Origin of the sequence: Burkholderia sp. AU33423, from assembly GCF_002223135.1 — a bacterium.
Classification (GTDB): domain Bacteria; phylum Pseudomonadota; class Gammaproteobacteria; order Burkholderiales; family Burkholderiaceae; genus Burkholderia; species Burkholderia lata_D.
In genome coordinates this window covers 2,567,868-2,586,046 of record NZ_NKFH01000007.1, presented here as the reverse complement: position 1 = coordinate 2,586,046, position 18,179 = coordinate 2,567,868, and the positions used below count along the sequence as shown (strand labels likewise).

Annotated in this window: 17 protein-coding genes; 13 read left to right on the top strand and 4 right to left on the bottom strand. The window is 66.5% G+C overall.

What is annotated here, in order from left to right:
* Nucleotides 1-14 precede the first annotated feature (14 nt).
* Nucleotides 15-1,598, bottom strand: a complete 1,584-nt coding sequence (locus tag CFB50_RS30135) for an isocitrate lyase (RefSeq protein WP_039356605.1) — start codon at nucleotides 1,596-1,598, stop codon at nucleotides 15-17.
* Between the two features lie 610 nt (nucleotides 1,599-2,208).
* Here CFB50_RS30135 and CFB50_RS30130 point away from each other — a divergent pair.
* The 6 genes from CFB50_RS30130 to CFB50_RS30105 all read left to right on the top strand — a co-directional run bounded on the left by CFB50_RS30130 (nucleotide 2,209) and on the right by CFB50_RS30105 (nucleotide 7,938).
* Nucleotides 2,209-3,162: a choline ABC transporter substrate-binding protein gene (locus tag CFB50_RS30130; RefSeq protein ID WP_089448201.1), complete on the top strand. Its 954-nt coding sequence runs from the start codon at nucleotides 2,209-2,211 to the stop codon at nucleotides 3,160-3,162.
* Between the two features lie 83 nt (nucleotides 3,163-3,245).
* Nucleotides 3,246-4,175, top strand: a complete 930-nt coding sequence (locus CFB50_RS30125) for a 3-keto-5-aminohexanoate cleavage protein (RefSeq protein ID WP_089448200.1) — start codon at nucleotides 3,246-3,248, stop codon at nucleotides 4,173-4,175.
* An 87-nt stretch (nucleotides 4,176-4,262) separates the two neighbouring features.
* Nucleotides 4,263-5,228, top strand: coding sequence for an L-carnitine dehydrogenase (locus CFB50_RS30120; protein ID WP_089448199.1), 966 nt, complete (start codon nucleotides 4,263-4,265; stop codon nucleotides 5,226-5,228).
* 12 nt (nucleotides 5,229-5,240) lie between these two features.
* Nucleotides 5,241-5,729 (top strand): thioesterase family protein, encoded by a 489-nt coding sequence (locus CFB50_RS30115; protein WP_089448198.1) that lies wholly within the window; start codon nucleotides 5,241-5,243, stop codon nucleotides 5,727-5,729.
* A gap of 33 nt (nucleotides 5,730-5,762) precedes the next feature.
* Nucleotides 5,763-6,719, top strand: a complete 957-nt coding sequence (locus tag CFB50_RS30110) for an alpha/beta hydrolase (protein WP_089448197.1) — start codon at nucleotides 5,763-5,765, stop codon at nucleotides 6,717-6,719.
* A gap of 22 nt (nucleotides 6,720-6,741) precedes the next feature.
* On the top strand, nucleotides 6,742-7,938 hold the full coding sequence (locus tag CFB50_RS30105) for a TauD/TfdA family dioxygenase (protein ID WP_089448196.1): 1,197 nt from the start codon (nucleotides 6,742-6,744) through the stop codon (nucleotides 7,936-7,938).
* Between the two features lie 198 nt (nucleotides 7,939-8,136).
* Here the strand turns inward: CFB50_RS30105 and CFB50_RS30100 are convergent, their stop codons facing one another.
* The 3 genes from CFB50_RS30100 to CFB50_RS30090 all read right to left on the bottom strand — a co-directional run bounded on the left by CFB50_RS30100 (nucleotide 8,137) and on the right by CFB50_RS30090 (nucleotide 10,092).
* On the bottom strand, nucleotides 8,137-8,433 hold the full coding sequence (locus CFB50_RS30100) for a DUF4148 domain-containing protein (RefSeq protein WP_039366237.1): 297 nt from the start codon (nucleotides 8,431-8,433) through the stop codon (nucleotides 8,137-8,139).
* A 214-nt stretch (nucleotides 8,434-8,647) separates the two neighbouring features.
* Complete coding sequence (locus CFB50_RS30095) at nucleotides 8,648-9,634, bottom strand: oxidoreductase (protein WP_089448195.1); 987 nt, start codon at nucleotides 9,632-9,634, stop codon at nucleotides 8,648-8,650.
* A gap of 167 nt (nucleotides 9,635-9,801) precedes the next feature.
* Entirely contained in the window at nucleotides 9,802-10,092 is a 291-nt protein-coding gene (locus tag CFB50_RS30090) for a DUF3331 domain-containing protein (protein WP_039366241.1), read from the bottom strand.
* A gap of 661 nt (nucleotides 10,093-10,753) precedes the next feature.
* Between CFB50_RS30090 and CFB50_RS30085 the strand changes: the two genes are divergently transcribed.
* The 7 genes from CFB50_RS30085 to CFB50_RS30055 all read left to right on the top strand — a co-directional run bounded on the left by CFB50_RS30085 (nucleotide 10,754) and on the right by CFB50_RS30055 (nucleotide 18,178).
* On the top strand, nucleotides 10,754-11,518 hold the full coding sequence (locus tag CFB50_RS30085; protein WP_089448194.1) for an SDR family oxidoreductase: 765 nt from the start codon (nucleotides 10,754-10,756) through the stop codon (nucleotides 11,516-11,518).
* 41 nt (nucleotides 11,519-11,559) lie between these two features.
* Complete coding sequence (locus tag CFB50_RS30080) at nucleotides 11,560-12,402, top strand: ureidoglycolate lyase (RefSeq protein WP_069252330.1); 843 nt, start codon at nucleotides 11,560-11,562, stop codon at nucleotides 12,400-12,402.
* Between the two features lie 23 nt (nucleotides 12,403-12,425).
* Nucleotides 12,426-13,703, top strand: coding sequence for an L-fuconate dehydratase (locus tag CFB50_RS30075; RefSeq protein ID WP_089448193.1), 1,278 nt, complete (start codon nucleotides 12,426-12,428; stop codon nucleotides 13,701-13,703).
* Between the two features lie 43 nt (nucleotides 13,704-13,746).
* The gene (locus CFB50_RS30070; protein ID WP_089448192.1) at nucleotides 13,747-14,523 is read left to right on the top strand and encodes an SDR family oxidoreductase; all 777 of its coding nucleotides are present in this window, start codon (nucleotides 13,747-13,749) and stop codon (nucleotides 14,521-14,523) included.
* Between the two features lie 12 nt (nucleotides 14,524-14,535).
* Complete coding sequence (locus CFB50_RS30065) at nucleotides 14,536-16,074, top strand: sugar ABC transporter ATP-binding protein (protein WP_089448191.1); 1,539 nt, start codon at nucleotides 14,536-14,538, stop codon at nucleotides 16,072-16,074.
* Between the two features lie 27 nt (nucleotides 16,075-16,101).
* The gene (locus tag CFB50_RS30060; RefSeq protein WP_069252326.1) at nucleotides 16,102-17,139 is read left to right on the top strand and encodes an ABC transporter permease; all 1,038 of its coding nucleotides are present in this window, start codon (nucleotides 16,102-16,104) and stop codon (nucleotides 17,137-17,139) included.
* A 97-nt stretch (nucleotides 17,140-17,236) separates the two neighbouring features.
* Entirely contained in the window at nucleotides 17,237-18,178 is a 942-nt protein-coding gene (locus CFB50_RS30055) for an ABC transporter substrate-binding protein (protein ID WP_069252325.1), read from the top strand.
* Nucleotide 18,179 lies beyond the last annotated feature (1 nt).

The window sequence follows — 18,179 nt, the reverse complement described above, 5'->3', positions numbered from 1 at the left end:
GGAGATGACCGGTATCAGAACTGGTTCATCGTGTTGTCCTTGCCTGCCGCCTTCAGCGCTGCTTCGCCGCTGAAGTATTCCTTGTGATCGTCACCGATGTCCGAGCCGGACATGTTCTGGTGCTTCACGCAGGCGATACCCTGGCGGATTTCCTTGCGCTGCACGCCGGCCACGTAGCCCAGCATGCCCTGGTCGCCGAAGTATTCCTTGGCCAGGTTGTCGGTCGACAGCGCGGCGGTGTGGTACGTCGGCAGCGTGATCAGGTGATGGAAGATGCCGGCTTCACGCGATGCGTCGGCCTGGAACGTACGGATCTTCTCGTCGGCCAGCTTGGCCAGTTCCGTCTCGTCGTATTCCACGCTCATCAGCTGCGCACGGTCGTAGGCCGACACGTCCTTGCCCTCGGCCTTCATCGCGTCGTACGCCTGCTGACGGAAGTTCAGCGTCCAGTTGAACGACGGGCTGTTGTTGTACACCAGCTTCGCGTTCGGGATGACCTTGCGGATCTCGCTGACCATGCCGCCGATCTGGGCGATGTGCGGTTTTTCCGTTTCGATCCACAGCAGGTCGGCGCCGTTCTGCAGCGACGTGATGCAGTCGAGCACGCAACGCGCTTCGCCCGTGCCGGCGCGGAACTGGAACAGGTTGCTCGGCAGGCGCTTCGGACGCAGCAGCTTGCCGTCGCGCTTGATGACGACGTCACCGTTGCCCAGTTGGTCGGCCGACAGTTCTTCGCAGTCGAGGAACGAGTTGTACTGGTCGCCCAGGTCGCCCGGCGTGTTGGTCACGGCGATCTGCTTGGTCAGGCCGGCGCCCAGCGAGTCGGTACGGGCGACGATGATGCCGTCGTCCACGCCCAGCTCCAGGAACGCGTAGCGGATCGCGCGGATCTTCGCGAGGAAATCCTCGTGCGGCACGGTGACCTTGCCGTCCTGGTGGCCGCACTGCTTCTCGTCGGACACCTGGTTTTCGATCTGGATGCAGCATGCGCCTGCTTCGATGAACTGCTTGGCCAGCAGGTACGTGGCTTCCGCGTTGCCGAAACCGGCGTCGATGTCGGCGATGATCGGCACGACGTGCGTGACGTGGTTGTCGATCTTGTCCTGGATCGCGGCCTTCGCGGTCGCGTCCTTGGCGGCGTCGAGTTCGCGGAACAGGCCGCCCAGTTCACGGGCGTCGGCCTGGCGCAGGAACGTGTACAGCTCGCGGATCAGCGCGCTGACCGAGGTCTTTTCGTGCATCGACTGGTCCGGCAGCGGGCCGAACTCGGAGCGCAGCGCAGCGACCATCCAGCCCGACAGGTACAGGTAGCGGCGTTCGGTGCTGTTGAAGTGCTTCTTGATGGAGATCATCTTCTGCTGGCCGATGAAGCCGTGCCAGCAACCCAGCGACTGCGTGTACTTGGCCGGATCGGCGTCATAGGCGGCCATGTCGGCGCGCATGATCTTCGCGGTGTACTTGGCGATGTCCAGACCCGTCTTGAACTTGTTCTGGGCACGCATGCGGGCGGCGTACTCGGGGCTGATCGCATTCCACGCGCTGCCGTGGTTTTCCTTCAAACCGGCAACTGCCTTGATGTCGTCTTGATACTGGGCCATGTCAATCTCCTGGGAGCAAAGCGCGTTTGAGTAACGGGTTGAGCGTGTCCGCTACGTCTGTCGAAGCGGACTGCATGGGATAAATAGTAACGCCGCCCATCGAGCTTTTGACGATGTCTTATATAAGACATAAGACATTATTTTTTCTTGTTTTTCAATGAGATACGTTGCGATTTTTGCAATGCAAAACAAGTTTTCAAGCGACGAAAAGGCGGGGGCGCAGGAATTCGGCGTAGATTCCGCAATACGAAACGCTCTTTCGGCTGCTGGAGGCCGGGCCAGCTTCACACGTGCCCGTGACACGCGTTCGTCGACGCGGCGCAAGCAGCGCTGAACCGAAGCCGCAGCGGCATGCCGTTTCGTCCGGGTCGAATCGAAAGCGCCGCGCCGCATGTGGACAAGCTGAATCCATCGGAAATGCGCGTGCAAACCCCGTCTATCAAGCCTCTCGGCAAACCTAGTGGTTTCCACTCATAGTCGCAAATAGTCAAGAACAGGTCGCCGCCGGTCTTCTCGCGGCCAATATGGCTCGTTACTTTTACTCCCACGATGCAGGCCGGGCACACCCCGCGCACCGGCTGCCGCGAGTCAAACCGGGAGGAAACGAACCATGAAGTCGACGAAGATCGCCGCGCTTGCCGCGGCCGTGCTGGCGACCGGCGCGTTCACGCACGCGGCGCAGGCCGAAACGGATGCCGCGACTTGCCGCACCGTGCGTTTCGCGGATATCGGCTGGACCGACATCACGTCGACCACGGCGCTCGCGTCGACCGTGTTCGAGGCGCTCGGCTACAAGCCGACCACGACGATCGCGTCGGTGCCGATCTCGTTCGCCGGCCTGAAGAGCAAGCAGCTCGACATATCGCTCGGCTACTGGTGGCCCGTGCAGCAGAAGCAGCTTCAGCCGTTCCTCGACAGCAAGTCGATCAACGTCGTCGAACCGCCGAACCTGTCGGGCGCGAAGGCGACGCTCGCGGTGCCGAGCTACGAATACCAGGCGGGCCTGAAGACCTTCGAGGACATCGCGAAACACCGCGCGGAACTCGACGGCAAGATCTACGGGATCGAGCCGGGCAGCAGCGCGAACGCGACGATCCAGAAGATGATCGACACGAACCAGTATGGGCTCGGCGGCTTCAAGCTCGTCGAATCGAGCGAGGCCGGGATGCTGGTGACCGTCGAGCGCGCGATCCGCGAGAAGAAGTGGGTCGTCTTCCTCGGCTGGGAACCGCATCCGATGAACATCCAGATCAGCATGAACTATCTGTCCGGCGGCGATGCGTCGTTCGGGCCGAACTACGGCGAAGCGCGCGTGTACACGCTCACCGCGCCCGACTTCATTTCACGCTGCCCGAACGCCGGCAAGCTCGTCACGAACCTGCGCTTCTCGACGCAGCTCGAGAACCAGCTGATGCAGTCGGTGATGAACAAGACGAAGCCGGCCGATGCCGCGAAGGCGTACCTGAAGAAGAACCCGCAGGTGCTCGATCCGTGGCTCGCGGGCGTCAAGACGTTCGACGGCAAGGATGGCCTGCCGGCCGTGAAGGCGTATCTCGGCCTGTGATGGATGGCCCGCGCGCCGCACGCGGCGCGCCCTGACGAAACATCCGCATTGCGACACAACCCGATTCAAACGAGGCAACCAGCATGAACCATGAAGTCATCATCACCTGCGCCGTCACCGGCGCGGGCGATACGGTCGGCAAGCATCCGGCGATTCCGGTCACGCCGAAGGAGATCGCGGCCGCCGCGATCGAGGCCGCGAAGGCCGGCGCGACGGTGGCGCACTGCCACGTGCGCGATCCGCAGACGGGGCGCGGCAGCCGCGACCCGAACCTGTACCGCGAAGTGGTCGACCGCATCCGCTCGGCCGACGTCGACGTGATCATCAACCTGACGGCCGGCATGGGCGGCGATCTCGAGATCGGCCCGGGCGAGGACCCGATGCGTTTCGGCAAGGGCACCGACCTGGTCGGCGGCCTCACGCGCCTCGCGCACGTCGAGGAACTGCTGCCCGAGATCTGCACGCTCGACTGCGGCACGCTGAATTTCGGCGATGGCGACTACATCTACGTATCGACGCCCGCGCAATTGCGCGCCGGCGCGAAGCGCATCCAGGAACTCGGCGTGAAGCCGGAACTGGAGATCTTCGACACGGGCCATCTGTGGTTCGCGAAGCAGCTGTTGAAGGAAGGGCTGCTCGACGATCCGCCGCTGTTCCAGCTGTGCCTCGGCATTCCCTGGGGCGCGCCGGCCGATACCGGCACGATGAAGGCGATGGTCGACAACCTGCCGCCGGGCGCGCACTGGGCCGGCTTCGGGATCGGCCGCATGCAGATGCCGATGGTCGCGCAGGCGATGCTGCTCGGCGGCCACGTGCGGGTCGGCCTCGAGGACAACATCTGGCTCGATCGCGGCGTGCATGCGACCAACGGCACGCTCGTCGAGCGCGCGCGAGAGGTCATCGAACGCCTTGGTGGCCGCGTGCTGACGCCGGCCGAAGGCCGCCGCAAGCTCGGCCTGCCGGCCCGCGGCGAGCGTCCGCTCGAACGCCGTGCGATCGCCGAGTTCGCGTGAGTTTTCAGCCGACTGATTGATACGACATGGCGGCGCGCACAGGCGCGGCCGCCCACCGATTTCCCCTGATTTGAAGGATGCGTTGACATGGCTGTGAAGACCGACATCAAGACGTTCGCCGCCATCGGCACCGGCGTGATCGGCAGCGGATGGATTTCCCGCGCGCTCGCGCACGGTCTCGACGTGGTCGTATGGGACCCGGCGCCGGGCGCGGAAGCGCGGCTGCGCGCGAACGTTGCGAATGCGTGGCCCGCGCTCGAACGCGTCGGCCTCGCGCCGGGCGCCGACCCTGCGCGGCTGCGTTTCGTCTCGACGATCGAGGCATGCGTCGCCGACGCGGATTTCATCCAGGAAAGCGCGCCCGAGCGCGAGGCGCTGAAGCTCGAACTGCACGAGCAGATCAGCCGCGCGGCGAAGCCCGACGCGATCATCGCGTCGTCGACGTCGGGGCTGCTGCCGACGGATTTCTACGCACGGGCGACGCATCCGGAGCGCTGCGTGGTCGGCCATCCGTTCAATCCCGTCTACCTGCTGCCGCTCGTCGAGGTGCTCGGCGGCGCGCGCACGTCGCCGGAGGCGGTCGAAGGCGCGATGGCGATCTATCGCAAGCTCGGCATGCGGCCGCTGCACGTTCGCAAGGAAGTGCCGGGCTTCATCGCCGATCGGCTGCTCGAAGCGTTGTGGCGTGAGGCGCTGCACCTCGTCAACGAAGGCGTCGCGACGACCGGCGAGATCGACGACGCGATCCGCTTCGGCGCGGGCATCCGCTGGTCGTTCATGGGCACGTTCCTGACCTACACGCTCGCGGGCGGCGATGCGGGCATGCGACACTTCATGCAGCAGTTCGGCCCCGCGCTCGAATTGCCGTGGACGAAGCTGGTCGCGCCCACGCTGACTGACGCGCTGATCGACAGCGTCGTCGAAGGCACGACCGAACAGCAGGGCACGCGCAGCATCAAGGAACTCGAGCGTTATCGCGACGAGTGCATCACCGAGGTGCTGAAGTCGATCGCCGCGGTGAAGGCGCGGCACGGGATGCGATTCGAAGACTGAGGACGAGAGACGATGACCGGCGATACCCCGCTGACGATTTACCGCGACGTGGTGCGGCCGGAATGGGTCGACTACAACGGCCACCTGCGCGATGCGTTCTACCTGCTGATCTTCAGCTTCGCGACCGATGCGTTGCTCGATCGCATCGGGCTCGACGACGCCGCACGTCGCGAGCGGGGGCGCTCGGTCTACACGCTCGAAGCGCACGTGAACTACCTGCGCGAGATCAAGGAGGGTACGCCGGTGCGCGTCGATGCGCGCGTGCTCGCACACGACGCGAAGCGGCTGCACCTGTATCTCGAGCTGTTCGCTGACGGGCACGACGATGCGGTATCGGCGAGCGAGCAGATGCTGCTGCACGTCGATACGCGCGACGGCGCGAAATCGGCGCCGTTCGACGACGACGTGTCCGCACGCGTAGCCGAGCTGCATGCGTTGCAGCGCGATTGCGCGGCGCCCGCGTATGCGGGCCGCGTGATCGGGCTGCCGCCGCGCCGATAACCTGCGCGAACCTTTGACCTCGGAGCGCACACGATGCTCGAACCGGAAATCGCGACGTTCGTTGCCGCCGTCGACGCGTGGTATCCGGCCGACGCGGCGGTGCGCTCACCCGCCGAGCAGCGTCGCCTCTACGACCGCTTCGCGGCCGAATGGACCCCGGCTGCGCTGCCGGCCGGGATCGTGCAGCAGGACGCCGTCTGGCATGCCGCCGACGGCCGCGCTATCGCGCTGCGGCGCTACACGTCCGCGCACCGGACGCCACGCGGCACGGTGCTGTTCTTTCATGGCGGCGGCTTCGTCGTCGGCTCGCTCGACAGTCATGCGCTGATCACCGCGCAACTGGCGGCCGATACGGGGCTCGACGTGATCGCGGTCGACTACCGGCTCGCGCCTGAGCATCGCGCGCCGGCCGCGCTTGAAGATTGCCTGGAGGTCACGCGTGCCGCGCGTGACGCACGCTGGCCGTTCGGTCCGTGCGTGCATCCGCTGACGCTCGCGGGCGACAGCGCGGGCGGCATGCTCGCGGCGGCCGTGGCCACCGCGCTGCGCGATGCGGGCGAAGGCGGTGTCGACGGCATCGCGCTCGTCTATCCGATGCTCGGGTTCGAACCGCAATCGCCCGCGCGCGAAACGGAAGCGCATGCGCCGATGCTGACGCTCGACGACGTCCATCGCTATCGCGCGCTGTACTGGGACGGCTGCTTGCTCGATGCGCTGGGAGACGGCAACCCGCTGCTGCGCGCGTCGGTACCGCTCGCGGCGGCGCGTTTCGACGGCCTGCCGCCCATGCTCGCGATCGGCGCGGAACACGATCCGCTGCGCGACGACGCGCGCGTGTACGTCGAACGGATTCGCACGGCCGGCGGGGCCGCGCATTACTGGATGGGAGAGGGGCTGGTGCACGGCTGCTGGCGCGCGCTCGGAACGAGCCCGCAGGCGGCGCGGCTGCACCGGACGGTCGGCGGGTTTCTGCTCGCACCACACGCGTAGCGGGCGTTTCCGGGAGGCAACGATGCAGGCAGCGCAACACCGTATCGAGGACTGGCGGACGTTTTCGGCCGACGCGGCCATCGCGGCGGCGACGATTGGCGACGGCGCGGTGGACATCGAATGGAGCGACACGCGACGATCGCCGTTTCATTTCGACTGGCTGCGCGACAACTGCGCGTGTTCCGCATGCGTGCATGCCGTCACGCGTGAACAGGTGTTCGAGATCGCCGATGCGCGCGAGGATCTCTCCGCACTGACGGTGCACGTCGAAGCCGACGGCGCGCTACATGTCGAGTGGAATGACGGACATCGCAGCGCGTGGTCGCCGGGCTGGTTGCGCGCGCATGCATACGACGACGCGTCGCGCGCGGAGCGCCAGGCCGCGCACGGGCGGCACGTATGGGCCGGTGACGATGCGACGGCCATCGGCGTATTCGCGTGGCGCGACGTGATGGAGGACGATGGCGCATTGCTCGCGTGGCTCGCCGCGTTGCAACGCACGGGGCTGACGCTCGTCGAAGGCGTGCCGGCCGAGCGTGGCCGTGTCGACGAGATTGCGCGCCGCATCGGCCTGATCCGCGAGAGCAATTTCGGCGTGCTGTTCGACGTCGAATCGAAGCCGCGCCCGGACAGCAATGCGTATACGTCGCTGAACCTGCCGCCGCATACCGACTTGCCGACCCGCGAGTTGCAGCCGGGCGTGCAGTTCCTGCATTGCCTCGCGAACGACGCGACCGGCGGCGACAGCGTATTCCTCGACGGCTTCGCGCTGGCCGATGCGCTGCGGCGCGAGCATCCGGCCGATTTCGAACAACTCGCTTCGACGCCGTTCGAGTTCTGGAACAAGAGTGCGAACAGCGACTACCGCTGCTCGGCGCCGGTGATCGGGCTCGACGCGCGCGGCAACGTGACGGAGGTGCGCGTCGCGAACTTCCTGCGCGGGCCGCTCGATGCGCCGGCCGGCTCGGTCGCGGCCGTCTATCGCGCGTACCGGCGGTTTCTCGCGCTGGCGCGCGAGCCGCGCTTTCGCGTGCAGCGCCGGCTGCGGGCGGGCGACATGTGGGCGTTCGACAACCGGCGCGTGCTGCATGCGCGCACCGAGTTCGATCCGTCTACCGGCCGCCGGCACCTGCAGGGCTGCTATGTCGATCGCGACGAGTTGCTGTCGCGGTGGCGGGTGCTGTCGCGATCGACGCCTGCCGTGGCCGCGCCGCGCTGACGGGCGCGCGCGGCTTCATCCTGCTCGCACGCATCCCTCGCAGATGAAAAAGCGCCCGGACGCCAGGCGCCCGGGCGAAGCCCCCCGTTGCCGGGCGGCGGAGGTATGCGTTCATAAAAAAGAACGAGCCCCGCAAGGGGGCTCGTCCGGATATTGCTTCATCGCGCGACGCGCGGCGCCCGCCGAGGGCGCATCGGCTTACTGGCCGAAGAAGATCGAGTCGCGAGCGTTCGACGATGCAGCCGGGGCGCCCGAGTGGACGGCCGGAGCCGGTTGTGCGCCGTAGCCGCTGGTGTCGGCACCATGAACACGCGCTTCGGCGCTCTGGATGTCGTTCGGGTAGTACGGGCTCGACACGCCCGGCTTGTAGCCGGCTTGTTCGAGTTGGACCAGTTCGTTGCGCACTTGAGCGCGGGTCACGGTGCTTTGAGCGAATGCGCCGAACGAAGCGGACAGGGCGGCAGCGGCAACGACTGCGGAAACGAGCGATTTCATGATGACCTCCGGTGTTTTAGTGAGTTCGCTCTCGACACCATGTCTTAAGCGATTGATCAAATCTTAGTCATCGGAGGGTTCAGGGTAAACGCTGGTTTTGACGATAGATTGTTTCCTGGGTGGTAACAGTAGTCCGTCGAATCAGTCTTTCAACCGGCTTTCTTTTCGGTTGATGCAACGAGTAGGGCGAATGTTGCGGCGCCCGACGCGCGATTCAGCGCACCTCGGCCGCCGTGTCGAACGGCCGGCCCGGTGTGCGTCCGGCCGGTGCGCCCGAACTGAGGAAACGCACGCCCGTCGCGGCTTCCGAGGCTTCCCACAACAGCGCCGCGGAGGCCACGTCGCGCGCCGCGCGTGGCACGCTCGCGGGTGCCGGCAGCCCGCGCGACTCGAACCAGCCGGACGGCCCGATGTACGCGCCGCCGGCGAGATCGGGCGAGGTTGCCGCATGAATCGCGGGCAGCGCGCCCTGGTCGGCCGGCTGCGCGAGATAACGGTTCGCGGCGCGCATCAGCGCGGCACGGGCGGGCGAGCTGTCCATCGCCGGGCCCGCGAACTGCAGGTTGGTCGCCGCGTAGCCCGGGTGCGCGGCCACGCTGATCCCGGCGAACGCCGCGCGCTCGAAACGGCGCTGCAGCTCGATCGCGAACACGAGATTGGCGAGCTTGCTGTCGCAATAGGCGAGATAACGGTTGTAGCGGTGCTCGGCGCGCAGGTCGTCGACGCGGATCCGGCCGCCGCGGTTGAGGCCGCTCGACATCGTCACGACCCGCGCGCGGCGCGCGGCGCGCAGCGCGGGCAGCAGATGGCCGGTGAGCGCGAAATGGCCGAGGTGGTTGGTGCCGAACTGCATCTCGAAGCCGTCGTGCGTATGACGCAGCGGCAGGAACATCACGCCGGCGTTGTTGCAGAGGATATCGACGCGCCCATGGCGTTCGGCCACCTCGGCCGCGAAGCGTGCGATCGACGCGAGATCGGCGAGGTCGAGCGCATCGACTTCGACGCGGGCATCGGGATGGAGCCGGCGGATCGCGTCGGCCGCCTGCGCGGCGCGGGCCGCGTCGCGGCAGCCCATCACGACCGTCGCGCCTTTCGCGGCCAGCGTTTCCGCCAACTGCCAGCCGAGCCCGCTGTTGGCGCCGGTCACGACCGCGACCTTGCCGCCTTGCGCCGGGACGTGGCGCGCGCTCCATGCATGCATGTCTGCCTCCATCGGCGCGGCCGGGCGGCCGCGGCGCGTAATCATTACATTGAGTGGTGTAACGATAGTGCGCGCGGGCGTGGCAGACAAGCGGGGGAACTAGACCGGCGCTTCTAGGGCCGGCGCATCGTGAGGCGCCGCGTGCCGTGATGCGCGGCCGGCAGGATTTACCTGCCGCCGGCCAGCGCGAGCACTTCGGCGGCGGAGATCATCGCGGCTGCATTCGCGGGTGCCGGGCGTTCGGCCGGGCGGAAGACTTCGTCGCCGCGGTGGATCACCTGGCGCGACAGCGCGCAGGTGCCGGTGCGTTGCGCGAAGCGGCGGCGCCAGCGCTGTTCACCGTAGTGACAGCGGCCGGGCTCGACCCAGCGGACGACGAGCAGCGTATCGGAACGTTCGAGGATTTCGACGTGAACGTCGGCGGGATCGAGCGCAGGCAGGGATTTGGAGGCCTTCATTTGCCGTTTCCTAAAGCTCGTGCGGTTCGGTCATGGCAGTGGATGTCACTACCCGATGGCGAATCCGTAGCGGTTTCCATGAGTGGTGCGCTAAATGTAAGCGTCTGTGACCGGAAAAAACATCCTGTCTGGCTCAAATTACCTTTTGCCGATTTAGAAACAATCCAAGCTTATTTTCTTGGAAACCACAGACAAAAACGCCCCGGACGTGAAGCCCGGGGCGGAAAATCGGCCTGCGCGCCGTGTCTGCTCGCCCAGTCACGGAGCCCATCGCCGGGGGACGGAGGTGCCCGCAGGGATCGAACGCGGGCGGGGTGGCGATGGACCGGATGCGCAGTCCGGTACGTCATGATGGCGCGCGCATCCCGTTGAGACCCTGACGTGAACATGACTTTTTCGTCAGTTTGGCGAGGGGCCGCGCCGGGCGTGCGCGAAAAAACTGACTGGAAGGCCCGCCGGTATTGGATTTGTCCGAATCCCGGGGCGTGCTCCCGAGCGCCGTCGAACGCCAAATCCTTGCTCGACGGCCCGATTTCCCCACCCGGGTAAATACTGAATCCCGATTCCGTGACAAACGCGGAATCACTTCCTATGATTGGCTGGACCTTTAGTCCTTTGTGCCAATCGGCCGACGGATGGCCGGCTTTTCCGGGAGGTGGTCATGAGATTGCAGGGCAAGCGCGCGCTGGTGACGGCGGCCGGGCAGGGCATCGGCCGCGCGACCGCGCTGCGGTTCGCGAGCGAGGGCGCCGACGTGCTGGCGACCGACATCAACGAAGCCGCGCTCGTGCGGATCGAGGCCGACGCCGAGCGCGCGGGCGGCCGGTTGGCCACCCGTCGGCTCGACGTGACCGATGCGCGGGACGTCGCGGCGCTTGGCGCGAGCGAACGCGCGTTCGACGTGCTGTTCAACTGCGCGGGCTTCGTGCACCACGGCTCGATCCTCGACTGCGACGACGAAGCATGGGCGTTCTCGCTGAACCTGAACGTCACGTCGATGTACCGGCTGATCCGCGCGCTGCTGCCCGCGATGCTCGAAGCCGGCGGCGCGTCGATCATCAACATGGCGTCGGCCGCGTCGAGCGTGAAGGGCGTGCCCAACCGCTTCGTGTACGGCACGACCAAGGCGGCCGTGATCGGCCTGACCAAGGCGGTGGCCGCCGATTTCGTCGAGCGGGGCATCCGCTGCAACGCGATCTGCCCGGGCACGATCGAATCGCCGTCGCTGGAACAGCGGATCGCGGACCAGGCGCGCACGCGCCACGTGTCGACCGACGAAGTGCGCCAGGCATTCGTCGCGCGCCAGCCGATCGGACGCATCGGCAGCGCGGAGGAAGTGGCCGCGCTCGCGCTGTACCTCGCGTCCGACGAAGCGTCGTTCACGACCGGCGCGATCCACCTGATCGACGGCGGCTGGTCAAACTGACCGCGCCCTCCCATTCACTTTCCGTATCGGCTCAACACGACATGAAACTGCTCAGATTCGGCGACAAACACCATGAGAAACCCGGCCTGCTCGATGCGCAGGGCCATATCCGCGACCTGTCCGGCGTGATCGACGACATCGCCGGCGACGTGCTGGCGCCGGCGTCGCTCGCGCGGCTGCGCGACATTCCGCCGTCGTCGCTGCCGCTGGTCGAAGGCACGCCGCGGCTCGGCGCGTGCGTGGGCCGCGTCGGCAAGTTCATCTGCATCGGGCTCAACTATTCCGACCACGCGGCCGAATCGGGGATGGAAGTACCGAAGGAGCCCGTCGTGTTCGGCAAGTGGACGAGCGCGATCTCGGGCCCGAACGACGACGTCGAGATTCCGCGCGGCTCGGAAAAAACCGACTGGGAAGTCGAGCTCGGCGTGGTCATTGGCCAGGGCGGCCGCTACATCGCGGAAGCCGACGCGCTGTCGCACGTCGCCGGCTATTGCGTCGTGAACGACGTGTCGGAGCGCGAATTCCAGCTCGAACGCGGCGGCACGTGGGACAAGGGCAAGGGCAACGACACGTTCGGGCCGCTCGGCCCGTGGCTCGTGACGGCCGACGAAGTGCCCGATCCGCACGCGCTGCGGCTGTGGCTCGACGTCGACGGCCATCGCTACCAGAACGGCACGACCGCGACGATGGTGTTCCGCGTGCCGCACCTGATCAGCTACCTGAGCCGCTTCATGAGCCTGCAGCCGGGCGACGTGATCTCGACCGGCACGCCGCCGGGTGTCGGCCTCGGGCAGAAGCCGCCCGTCTATCTGCGCGCCGGACAGGTGATCACGCTCGGCATCGACGGGCTCGGCGAGCAACGCCAGCGCACCGTGCAGGCCTGATTTCCTTTAACGGACGGTTCGTCATGCCTATCATTCGATCGATGCGCGTCCTCGACGTGCGCTTCCCGACCTCGCGCCAGCTCGACGGCTCCGACGCGATGAATCCGGACCCCGATTATTCGGCGGCCTACGTCGTGCTCGAAACCGACCATGACGGGCTCGAAGGTCACGGGCTCACGTTCACCATCGGGCGCGGCAACGAAATCTGCTGCGCGGCGATCGACGCGATGCGTCACCTCGTCGTCGGCCTCGACCTCGACTGGATCCGCGAAGACATGGGCCGCTTCTGGCGGCACGTGACGTCGGACAGCCAGTTGCGCTGGATCGGCCCCGACAAGGGCGCGATCCACCTGGCGACGGGCGCGGTCGTCAACGCGGTGTGGGATCTGTGGGCGAAAGCCGAACGCAAGCCGCTGTGGCGGCTCGTGGCCGACATGAGCCCCGAGGAACTGGTGCGCGCGATCGACTTCCGCTACCTGACCGACTGCCTGACGCCGGACGAAGCGCTCGACCTGCTGCGCCGCCAGGCGCCCGGCAAGGCCGACCGGATCGCGCTGCTCGAGCGCGACGGCTACCCGTGCTACACGACGTCGGCCGGCTGGCTCGGCTACAGCGACGACAAGCTGCGGCGGCTGTGCCGCGAAGCCGTCGAAGCCGGGTTCGAGTACGTGAAGCTGAAGGTCGGCGCGAATCTGGAGAACGACATTCGCCGCGTGACGATCGCACGCGAGGTGATCGGCCCGGACCGCAAGCTGATGATCGACGCGAACCAGGTGTGGGAAGTGGACGAGGCGATCGACTGGGTGCGCGAGCTGGCGTTCGCGCGGCCGTGGTTCATCGAGGAGCCGACCAGCCCCGACGACGTCGAAGGGCATCGCAAGATCCGCAAGGCGATCGCGCCCGTGCAGGTCGCGACCGGCGAGATGTGCCAGAACCGCGTGCTGTTCAAGCAGTTCATCGCGCGCGGTGCGATCGACGTCGTGCAGATCGATGCGTGCCGGCTCGGCGGCGTGAATGAGATTCTCGCGGTGATGCTGATGGCCGCGAAGTACGGGCTGCCCGTGTGCCCGCATGCGGGTGGCGTCGGGTTATGCGAGTACGTGCAGCATCTGTCGATGATCGATTACATCTGCATTGCCGGCACGAAGGAAGGGCGCGTGACCGAGTACGTCGATCACCTGCACGAGCATTTCGTCGAACCGTGCGTCGTGCGCGGCGCGGCGTACATGCCGCCGACGGCACCCGGGTTCTCGATCGAGATGAAGCCCGAATCGCTGGAGCAGTACCGGTTCCGCGGCTGACACGCGTCGAGCGTGCCGACAACATGAACGACGGAGACGCGAAGTGGATCTGAATCTGCAACACAAGGTTGTGATCGTGACCGGCGGCGCGTCGGGCATCGGTGCCGCGATCTCGATGCGGCTGGCCGAAGAAGGCGCGATTCCGGTGGTGTTCGCGCGCCACGCGCCCGACGACGCATTCTGGCGCGCACTCGTGCAGAAGCAGCCGCAGGCCGCGTGCATCTCGGTCGAATTGCAGGACGACGCGCAGTGCCGCGATGCCGTTGCGGAAACGGTCACGCGCTTCGGCCGACTCGACGGCCTGGTCAACAACGCGGGCGTCAACGACAGCATCGGGCTCGATGCGGGACGCGACGCATTCGTCGCGTCGCTCGAACGCAACCTGATCCACTACTACGTGATGGCGCACTACTGCGTGCCGCACCTGAAGGCGTCGCGCGGCGCGATCGTCAATATTTCGTCGAAGACGGCTGTCACCGGGCAGGGCAACACGAGCGGCTATTGCGCATCGAAGGGCGCACAGCTTGCGTTGACGCGCGAATGGGCCGTCGCGTTGCGTGACGACGGCGTGCGCGTGAACGCGGTGATTCCGGCCGAGGTGATGACGCCGCTCTATCAGAACTGGATCGCCGGCTTCGACGACCCGCAAGCGAAGGTCGCGGAAATTGCCGGCAAGGTGCCGCTCGGCAAACGCTTCACGACCGCCGACGAAATCGCCGATACGGCCGTGTTCCTGCTGTCGGCGCGCGCATCGCACACGACGGGCCAGTGGCTGTTCGTCGACGGCGGCTATACGCATCTCGACCGTGCGATCAGCTGAGGGCGGCGATCCATGCAACCGGACTTGAACCCGAACACCGCGCCGCCGTTGATCGCATTGACCGGCATCGGCAAGCGCTTCCCCGGCGTGCAGGCGCTCGACGATTGCCGTTTCGACCTGCGTGCCGGCGAAGTGCATGCGCTGATGGGCGAGAACGGCGCCGGCAAGTCGACGTTGATGAAGATCCTGGCGGGCGTCTACCAGCGCGACGACGGCGAGATCCGGATGGACGGCCGCGCGGTGGAGATCGCCGATCCGCGCGCCGCGCAGGCGCTCGGGATCGGCATCATCCATCAGGAACTGAACCTGATGAACCACCTGAGCGTCGCGCAGAACATCTTCATCGGCCGCGAGCCGCGCGGCCGCTTCGGCGTGTTCGTCGACGAAGCGGCACTCAACCGCGACGCGGCCGCGATCTTCGCGCGGATGCGGCTCGATCTCGACCCGCGTACGCCGGTCGGCCGGCTCACGGTGGCGAAGCAGCAGATGGTCGAGATCGCGAAGGCGCTGTCGTTCGACTCGCGCGTGCTGATCATGGATGAGCCGACCGCCGCGCTCAACAACGCGGAGATCGCCGAGCTGTTCCGCATCATCCGCGATTTGCGCGCGCACGGTGTCGGCATCGTCTACATCTCGCACAAGATGGACGAGCTGCGCCAGATCGCCGATCGCGTGACCGTGATGCGCGACGGCAAGTACGTGGCGACCGTGCCGATGGCCGACACGTCGATGGACACGATCATCGCGATGATGGTCGGCCGCCAGCTCGCGACCGAATTCCGCACGCCGCCCGACACGTCCGCGAACGACGTCGCGCTCGAAGTGCGCGGGCTGTCGCGCGGCCGCGCGATCCGCGATGTCGGCTTCACGCTGCGGCGCGGCGAGATTCTCGGCTTCGCAGGGTTGATGGGCGCAGGCCGCACCGAGGTCGCGCGCGCGGTGTTCGGCGCGGACCCGGTCGATGCGGGCGAGATCCGCGTGAACGGCAGGGTCGTGACGATCCGCACGCCGGCCGATGCGGTGAAGTACGGCATCGGCTACCTGTCCGAGGATCGCAAGCATTTCGGGCTCGCGGTCGGGATGGACGTGCAGAACAACATCGCGCTGTCGAGCATGCGCCGCTTCGTGCGCCGCGGCGTGTTCCTCGACGCGCGTGCGCTGCGCGACACCGCGCAGTCGTATGTGCGGCAGCTCGCGATTCGAACGCCGTCGGTTGCGCAGCCGGCGCGGCTGCTGTCGGGCGGCAACCAGCAGAAGATCGTGATCGCGAAGTGGCTGCTGCGCGACTGCGACATCCTGTTCTTCGACGAACCGACGCGCGGCATCGACGTCGGCGCGAAAAGCGAGATCTACAAGCTGCTCGACGCGCTCGCCGCCGACGGCAAGGCGATCGTGATGATCTCGTCGGAGTTGCCCGAGGTGCTGCGCATGAGCCACCGGATTCTCGTGATGTGCGAAGGACGCGTAACCGGCGAATTGCGCGCGGCCGAGGCCACGCAGGAAAAGATCATGCAGCTCGCGACGCAGCGCGAGTCGACCGTATTGTCCTGAATCAGACGCCGAGACGCTTACCCGATCATGTCCAACGATACGCATCCTGTACCGCCTCTCGCTTCCGGCGACACGCCGGCCGGCGCATCGAGCCTGAAGTCGCGCTTCTTCAATCCGGCCGCGCGGCAGAAGCTGCTCGCGTTCGCGAGCCTCGTGCTGCTGATCGTGTTCTTCAGCTTCGCGTCGCCGAACTTCCTCGAAGTCGATAACCTCGTCGCGATCCTGCAGGCCACCGCGGTGAACGGCGTGCTGGCCGTCGCCTGTACCTACGTGATCATCACGTCGGGCATCGACCTGTCGGTCGGCACGCTGATGACGTTCTGCGCGGTGATGGCCGGCGTCGTGCTGACGAAGTGGGGCATGCCGCTGCCGCTCGGGATCCTGGCCGCGCTGTGCTTCGGCGCGCTGTCGGGCAGCGTGTCGGGCTTCGTGATCGCGAAGATGAAAGTGCCGCCGTTCATCGCGACGCTCGGCATGATGATGCTGCTCAAGGGGCTGTCGCTCGTGATCTCGGGCACGCGGCCGATCTACTTCAACGACACGCCGGGCTTCACGTCGATCGCGCAGGATTCGCTGATCGGCAACCTGATTCCGGCGCTGCCGATTCCGAACGCGGTGCTGATCCTGTTCCTCGTCGCGGTCGGCGCGTCGATCGTGCTGAACCGCACGATCTTCGGCCGCTACACGTTCGCGCTCGGCAGCAACGAGGAAGCGCTGCGGCTGTCGGGCGTCAACGTCGATGCGTGGAAGATCGCGGTCTACACGTTCAGCGGCGCGGTGTGCGGGATCGCCGGGCTGCTGATCGCGTCGCGGCTGAATTCCGCGCAGCCCGCGCTCGGGCAAGGCTACGAGCTCGATGCGATCGCGGCCGTGGTGATCGGCGGCACGTCGCTGTCGGGCGGCGCGGGCAGCATCGTCGGCACCATCATCGGCGCGTTCATCATGAGCGTGCTGACGAACGGCCTGCGCATCATGTCGGTCGCGCAGGAATGGCAGACGGTCGTGACGGGCGTGATCATCATCCTCGCCGTCTACGTCGACATCCTGCGCCGGCGGCGCCGCTGACGGTTGCATTCACGCAGGCATGTGCTTCATCGCCGGTTCCGGCCGGCGTCCCAGTCGTTCCAGTCGGTTGAGTCGATACGAAAAAAGGAGACGCGAAGTGATCAGGAGCAAGGTGTTGAACGCGATCGTCGGGCTGACGTTCGCCGTCGGCGTCACGGCCGGCGCGCAGGCGCAGGAAACCTACATCCCGCTGATCTCGAAGGGCTTCCAGCATCAGTTCTGGCAGGCCGTGAAAGCGGGCGCGATGCAGGCCGCGAAGGACTACAAGGTGAGGGTGACGTTCGACGGGCCGGAGACCGAGGCGATGGTCGACAAGCAGATCGACATGCTGTCGGCAGCGATCGCGAAGAAGCCGGCCGCGCTCGGCTTCGCGGCGCTCGACAGCAAGGCCGCGCTGCCGCTCCTGAAGAAGGCGCAGGCCGAGAAGATCCCGGTGATCGCGTTCGACTCGGGCGTGGACAGCGATATCCCGGTAACGACGGCCGCGACCAACAACAAGGCCGCCGCGTCGCTCGCCGCCGACAAGCTTGCCGCGCTGATCGGCGATGAAGGCGAGGTGGCCGTGGTCGCGCACGACCAGACGAGCCGCACCGGCATCGATCGCCGCGACGGCTTCCTCGAACGGATGAAGTCGGCGCACCCGAAGGTGCAGGTCGTGACCGTGCAGTACGGCGAAGGCGACCAGCTGAAGTCGACCGAGGTGACGAAGTCGATCCTGCAGGCGTATCCGAAGCTCAAGGGGCTGTTCGGCACCAACGAAGGCTCGGCGATCGGCGTGGTCAACGGCGTGCGCGAGATGAAGCGCAAGGTCGTGATCGTCGGATACGATTCCGGCAAGCAGCAGAAGGACGCGATCCGGAGCGGGCTGATGGCCGGCGCGATCACGCAGAACCCGGTCGGGATCGGCTACAAGACGGTCGAGGCGGCCGTAAAGGCGATCAAGGGCGAGAAGCTGCCGAAGGTCATCGATACCGGCTTCTACTGGTACGACAAGACCAATATCGACGATCCGAAGATCACGGCGGTGTTGTACGACTGAA

Coding starts and splice junctions, on each gene's coding strand:
- CFB50_RS30135 (WP_039356605.1), bottom strand. CDS start 1,598: ATGGCCCAGTATCAAGACGACATCAAGGCAGTTGCCGGTTTGAAGGAA.
- CFB50_RS30130 (WP_089448201.1), top strand. CDS start 2,209: ATGAAGTCGACGAAGATCGCCGCGCTTGCCGCGGCCGTGCTGGCGACC.
- CFB50_RS30125 (WP_089448200.1), top strand. CDS start 3,246: ATGAACCATGAAGTCATCATCACCTGCGCCGTCACCGGCGCGGGCGAT.
- CFB50_RS30120 (WP_089448199.1), top strand. CDS start 4,263: ATGGCTGTGAAGACCGACATCAAGACGTTCGCCGCCATCGGCACCGGC.
- CFB50_RS30115 (WP_089448198.1), top strand. CDS start 5,241: ATGACCGGCGATACCCCGCTGACGATTTACCGCGACGTGGTGCGGCCG.
- CFB50_RS30110 (WP_089448197.1), top strand. CDS start 5,763: ATGCTCGAACCGGAAATCGCGACGTTCGTTGCCGCCGTCGACGCGTGG.
- CFB50_RS30105 (WP_089448196.1), top strand. CDS start 6,742: ATGCAGGCAGCGCAACACCGTATCGAGGACTGGCGGACGTTTTCGGCC.
- CFB50_RS30100 (WP_039366237.1), bottom strand. CDS start 8,433: ATGAAATCGCTCGTTTCCGCAGTCGTTGCCGCTGCCGCCCTGTCCGCT.
- CFB50_RS30095 (WP_089448195.1), bottom strand. CDS start 9,634: ATGCATGCATGGAGCGCGCGCCACGTCCCGGCGCAAGGCGGCAAGGTC.
- CFB50_RS30090 (WP_039366241.1), bottom strand. CDS start 10,092: ATGAAGGCCTCCAAATCCCTGCCTGCGCTCGATCCCGCCGACGTTCAC.
- CFB50_RS30085 (WP_089448194.1), top strand. CDS start 10,754: ATGAGATTGCAGGGCAAGCGCGCGCTGGTGACGGCGGCCGGGCAGGGC.
- CFB50_RS30080 (WP_069252330.1), top strand. CDS start 11,560: ATGAAACTGCTCAGATTCGGCGACAAACACCATGAGAAACCCGGCCTG.
- CFB50_RS30075 (WP_089448193.1), top strand. CDS start 12,426: ATGCCTATCATTCGATCGATGCGCGTCCTCGACGTGCGCTTCCCGACC.
- CFB50_RS30065 (WP_089448191.1), top strand. CDS start 14,536: ATGCAACCGGACTTGAACCCGAACACCGCGCCGCCGTTGATCGCATTG.
- CFB50_RS30060 (WP_069252326.1), top strand. CDS start 16,102: ATGTCCAACGATACGCATCCTGTACCGCCTCTCGCTTCCGGCGACACG.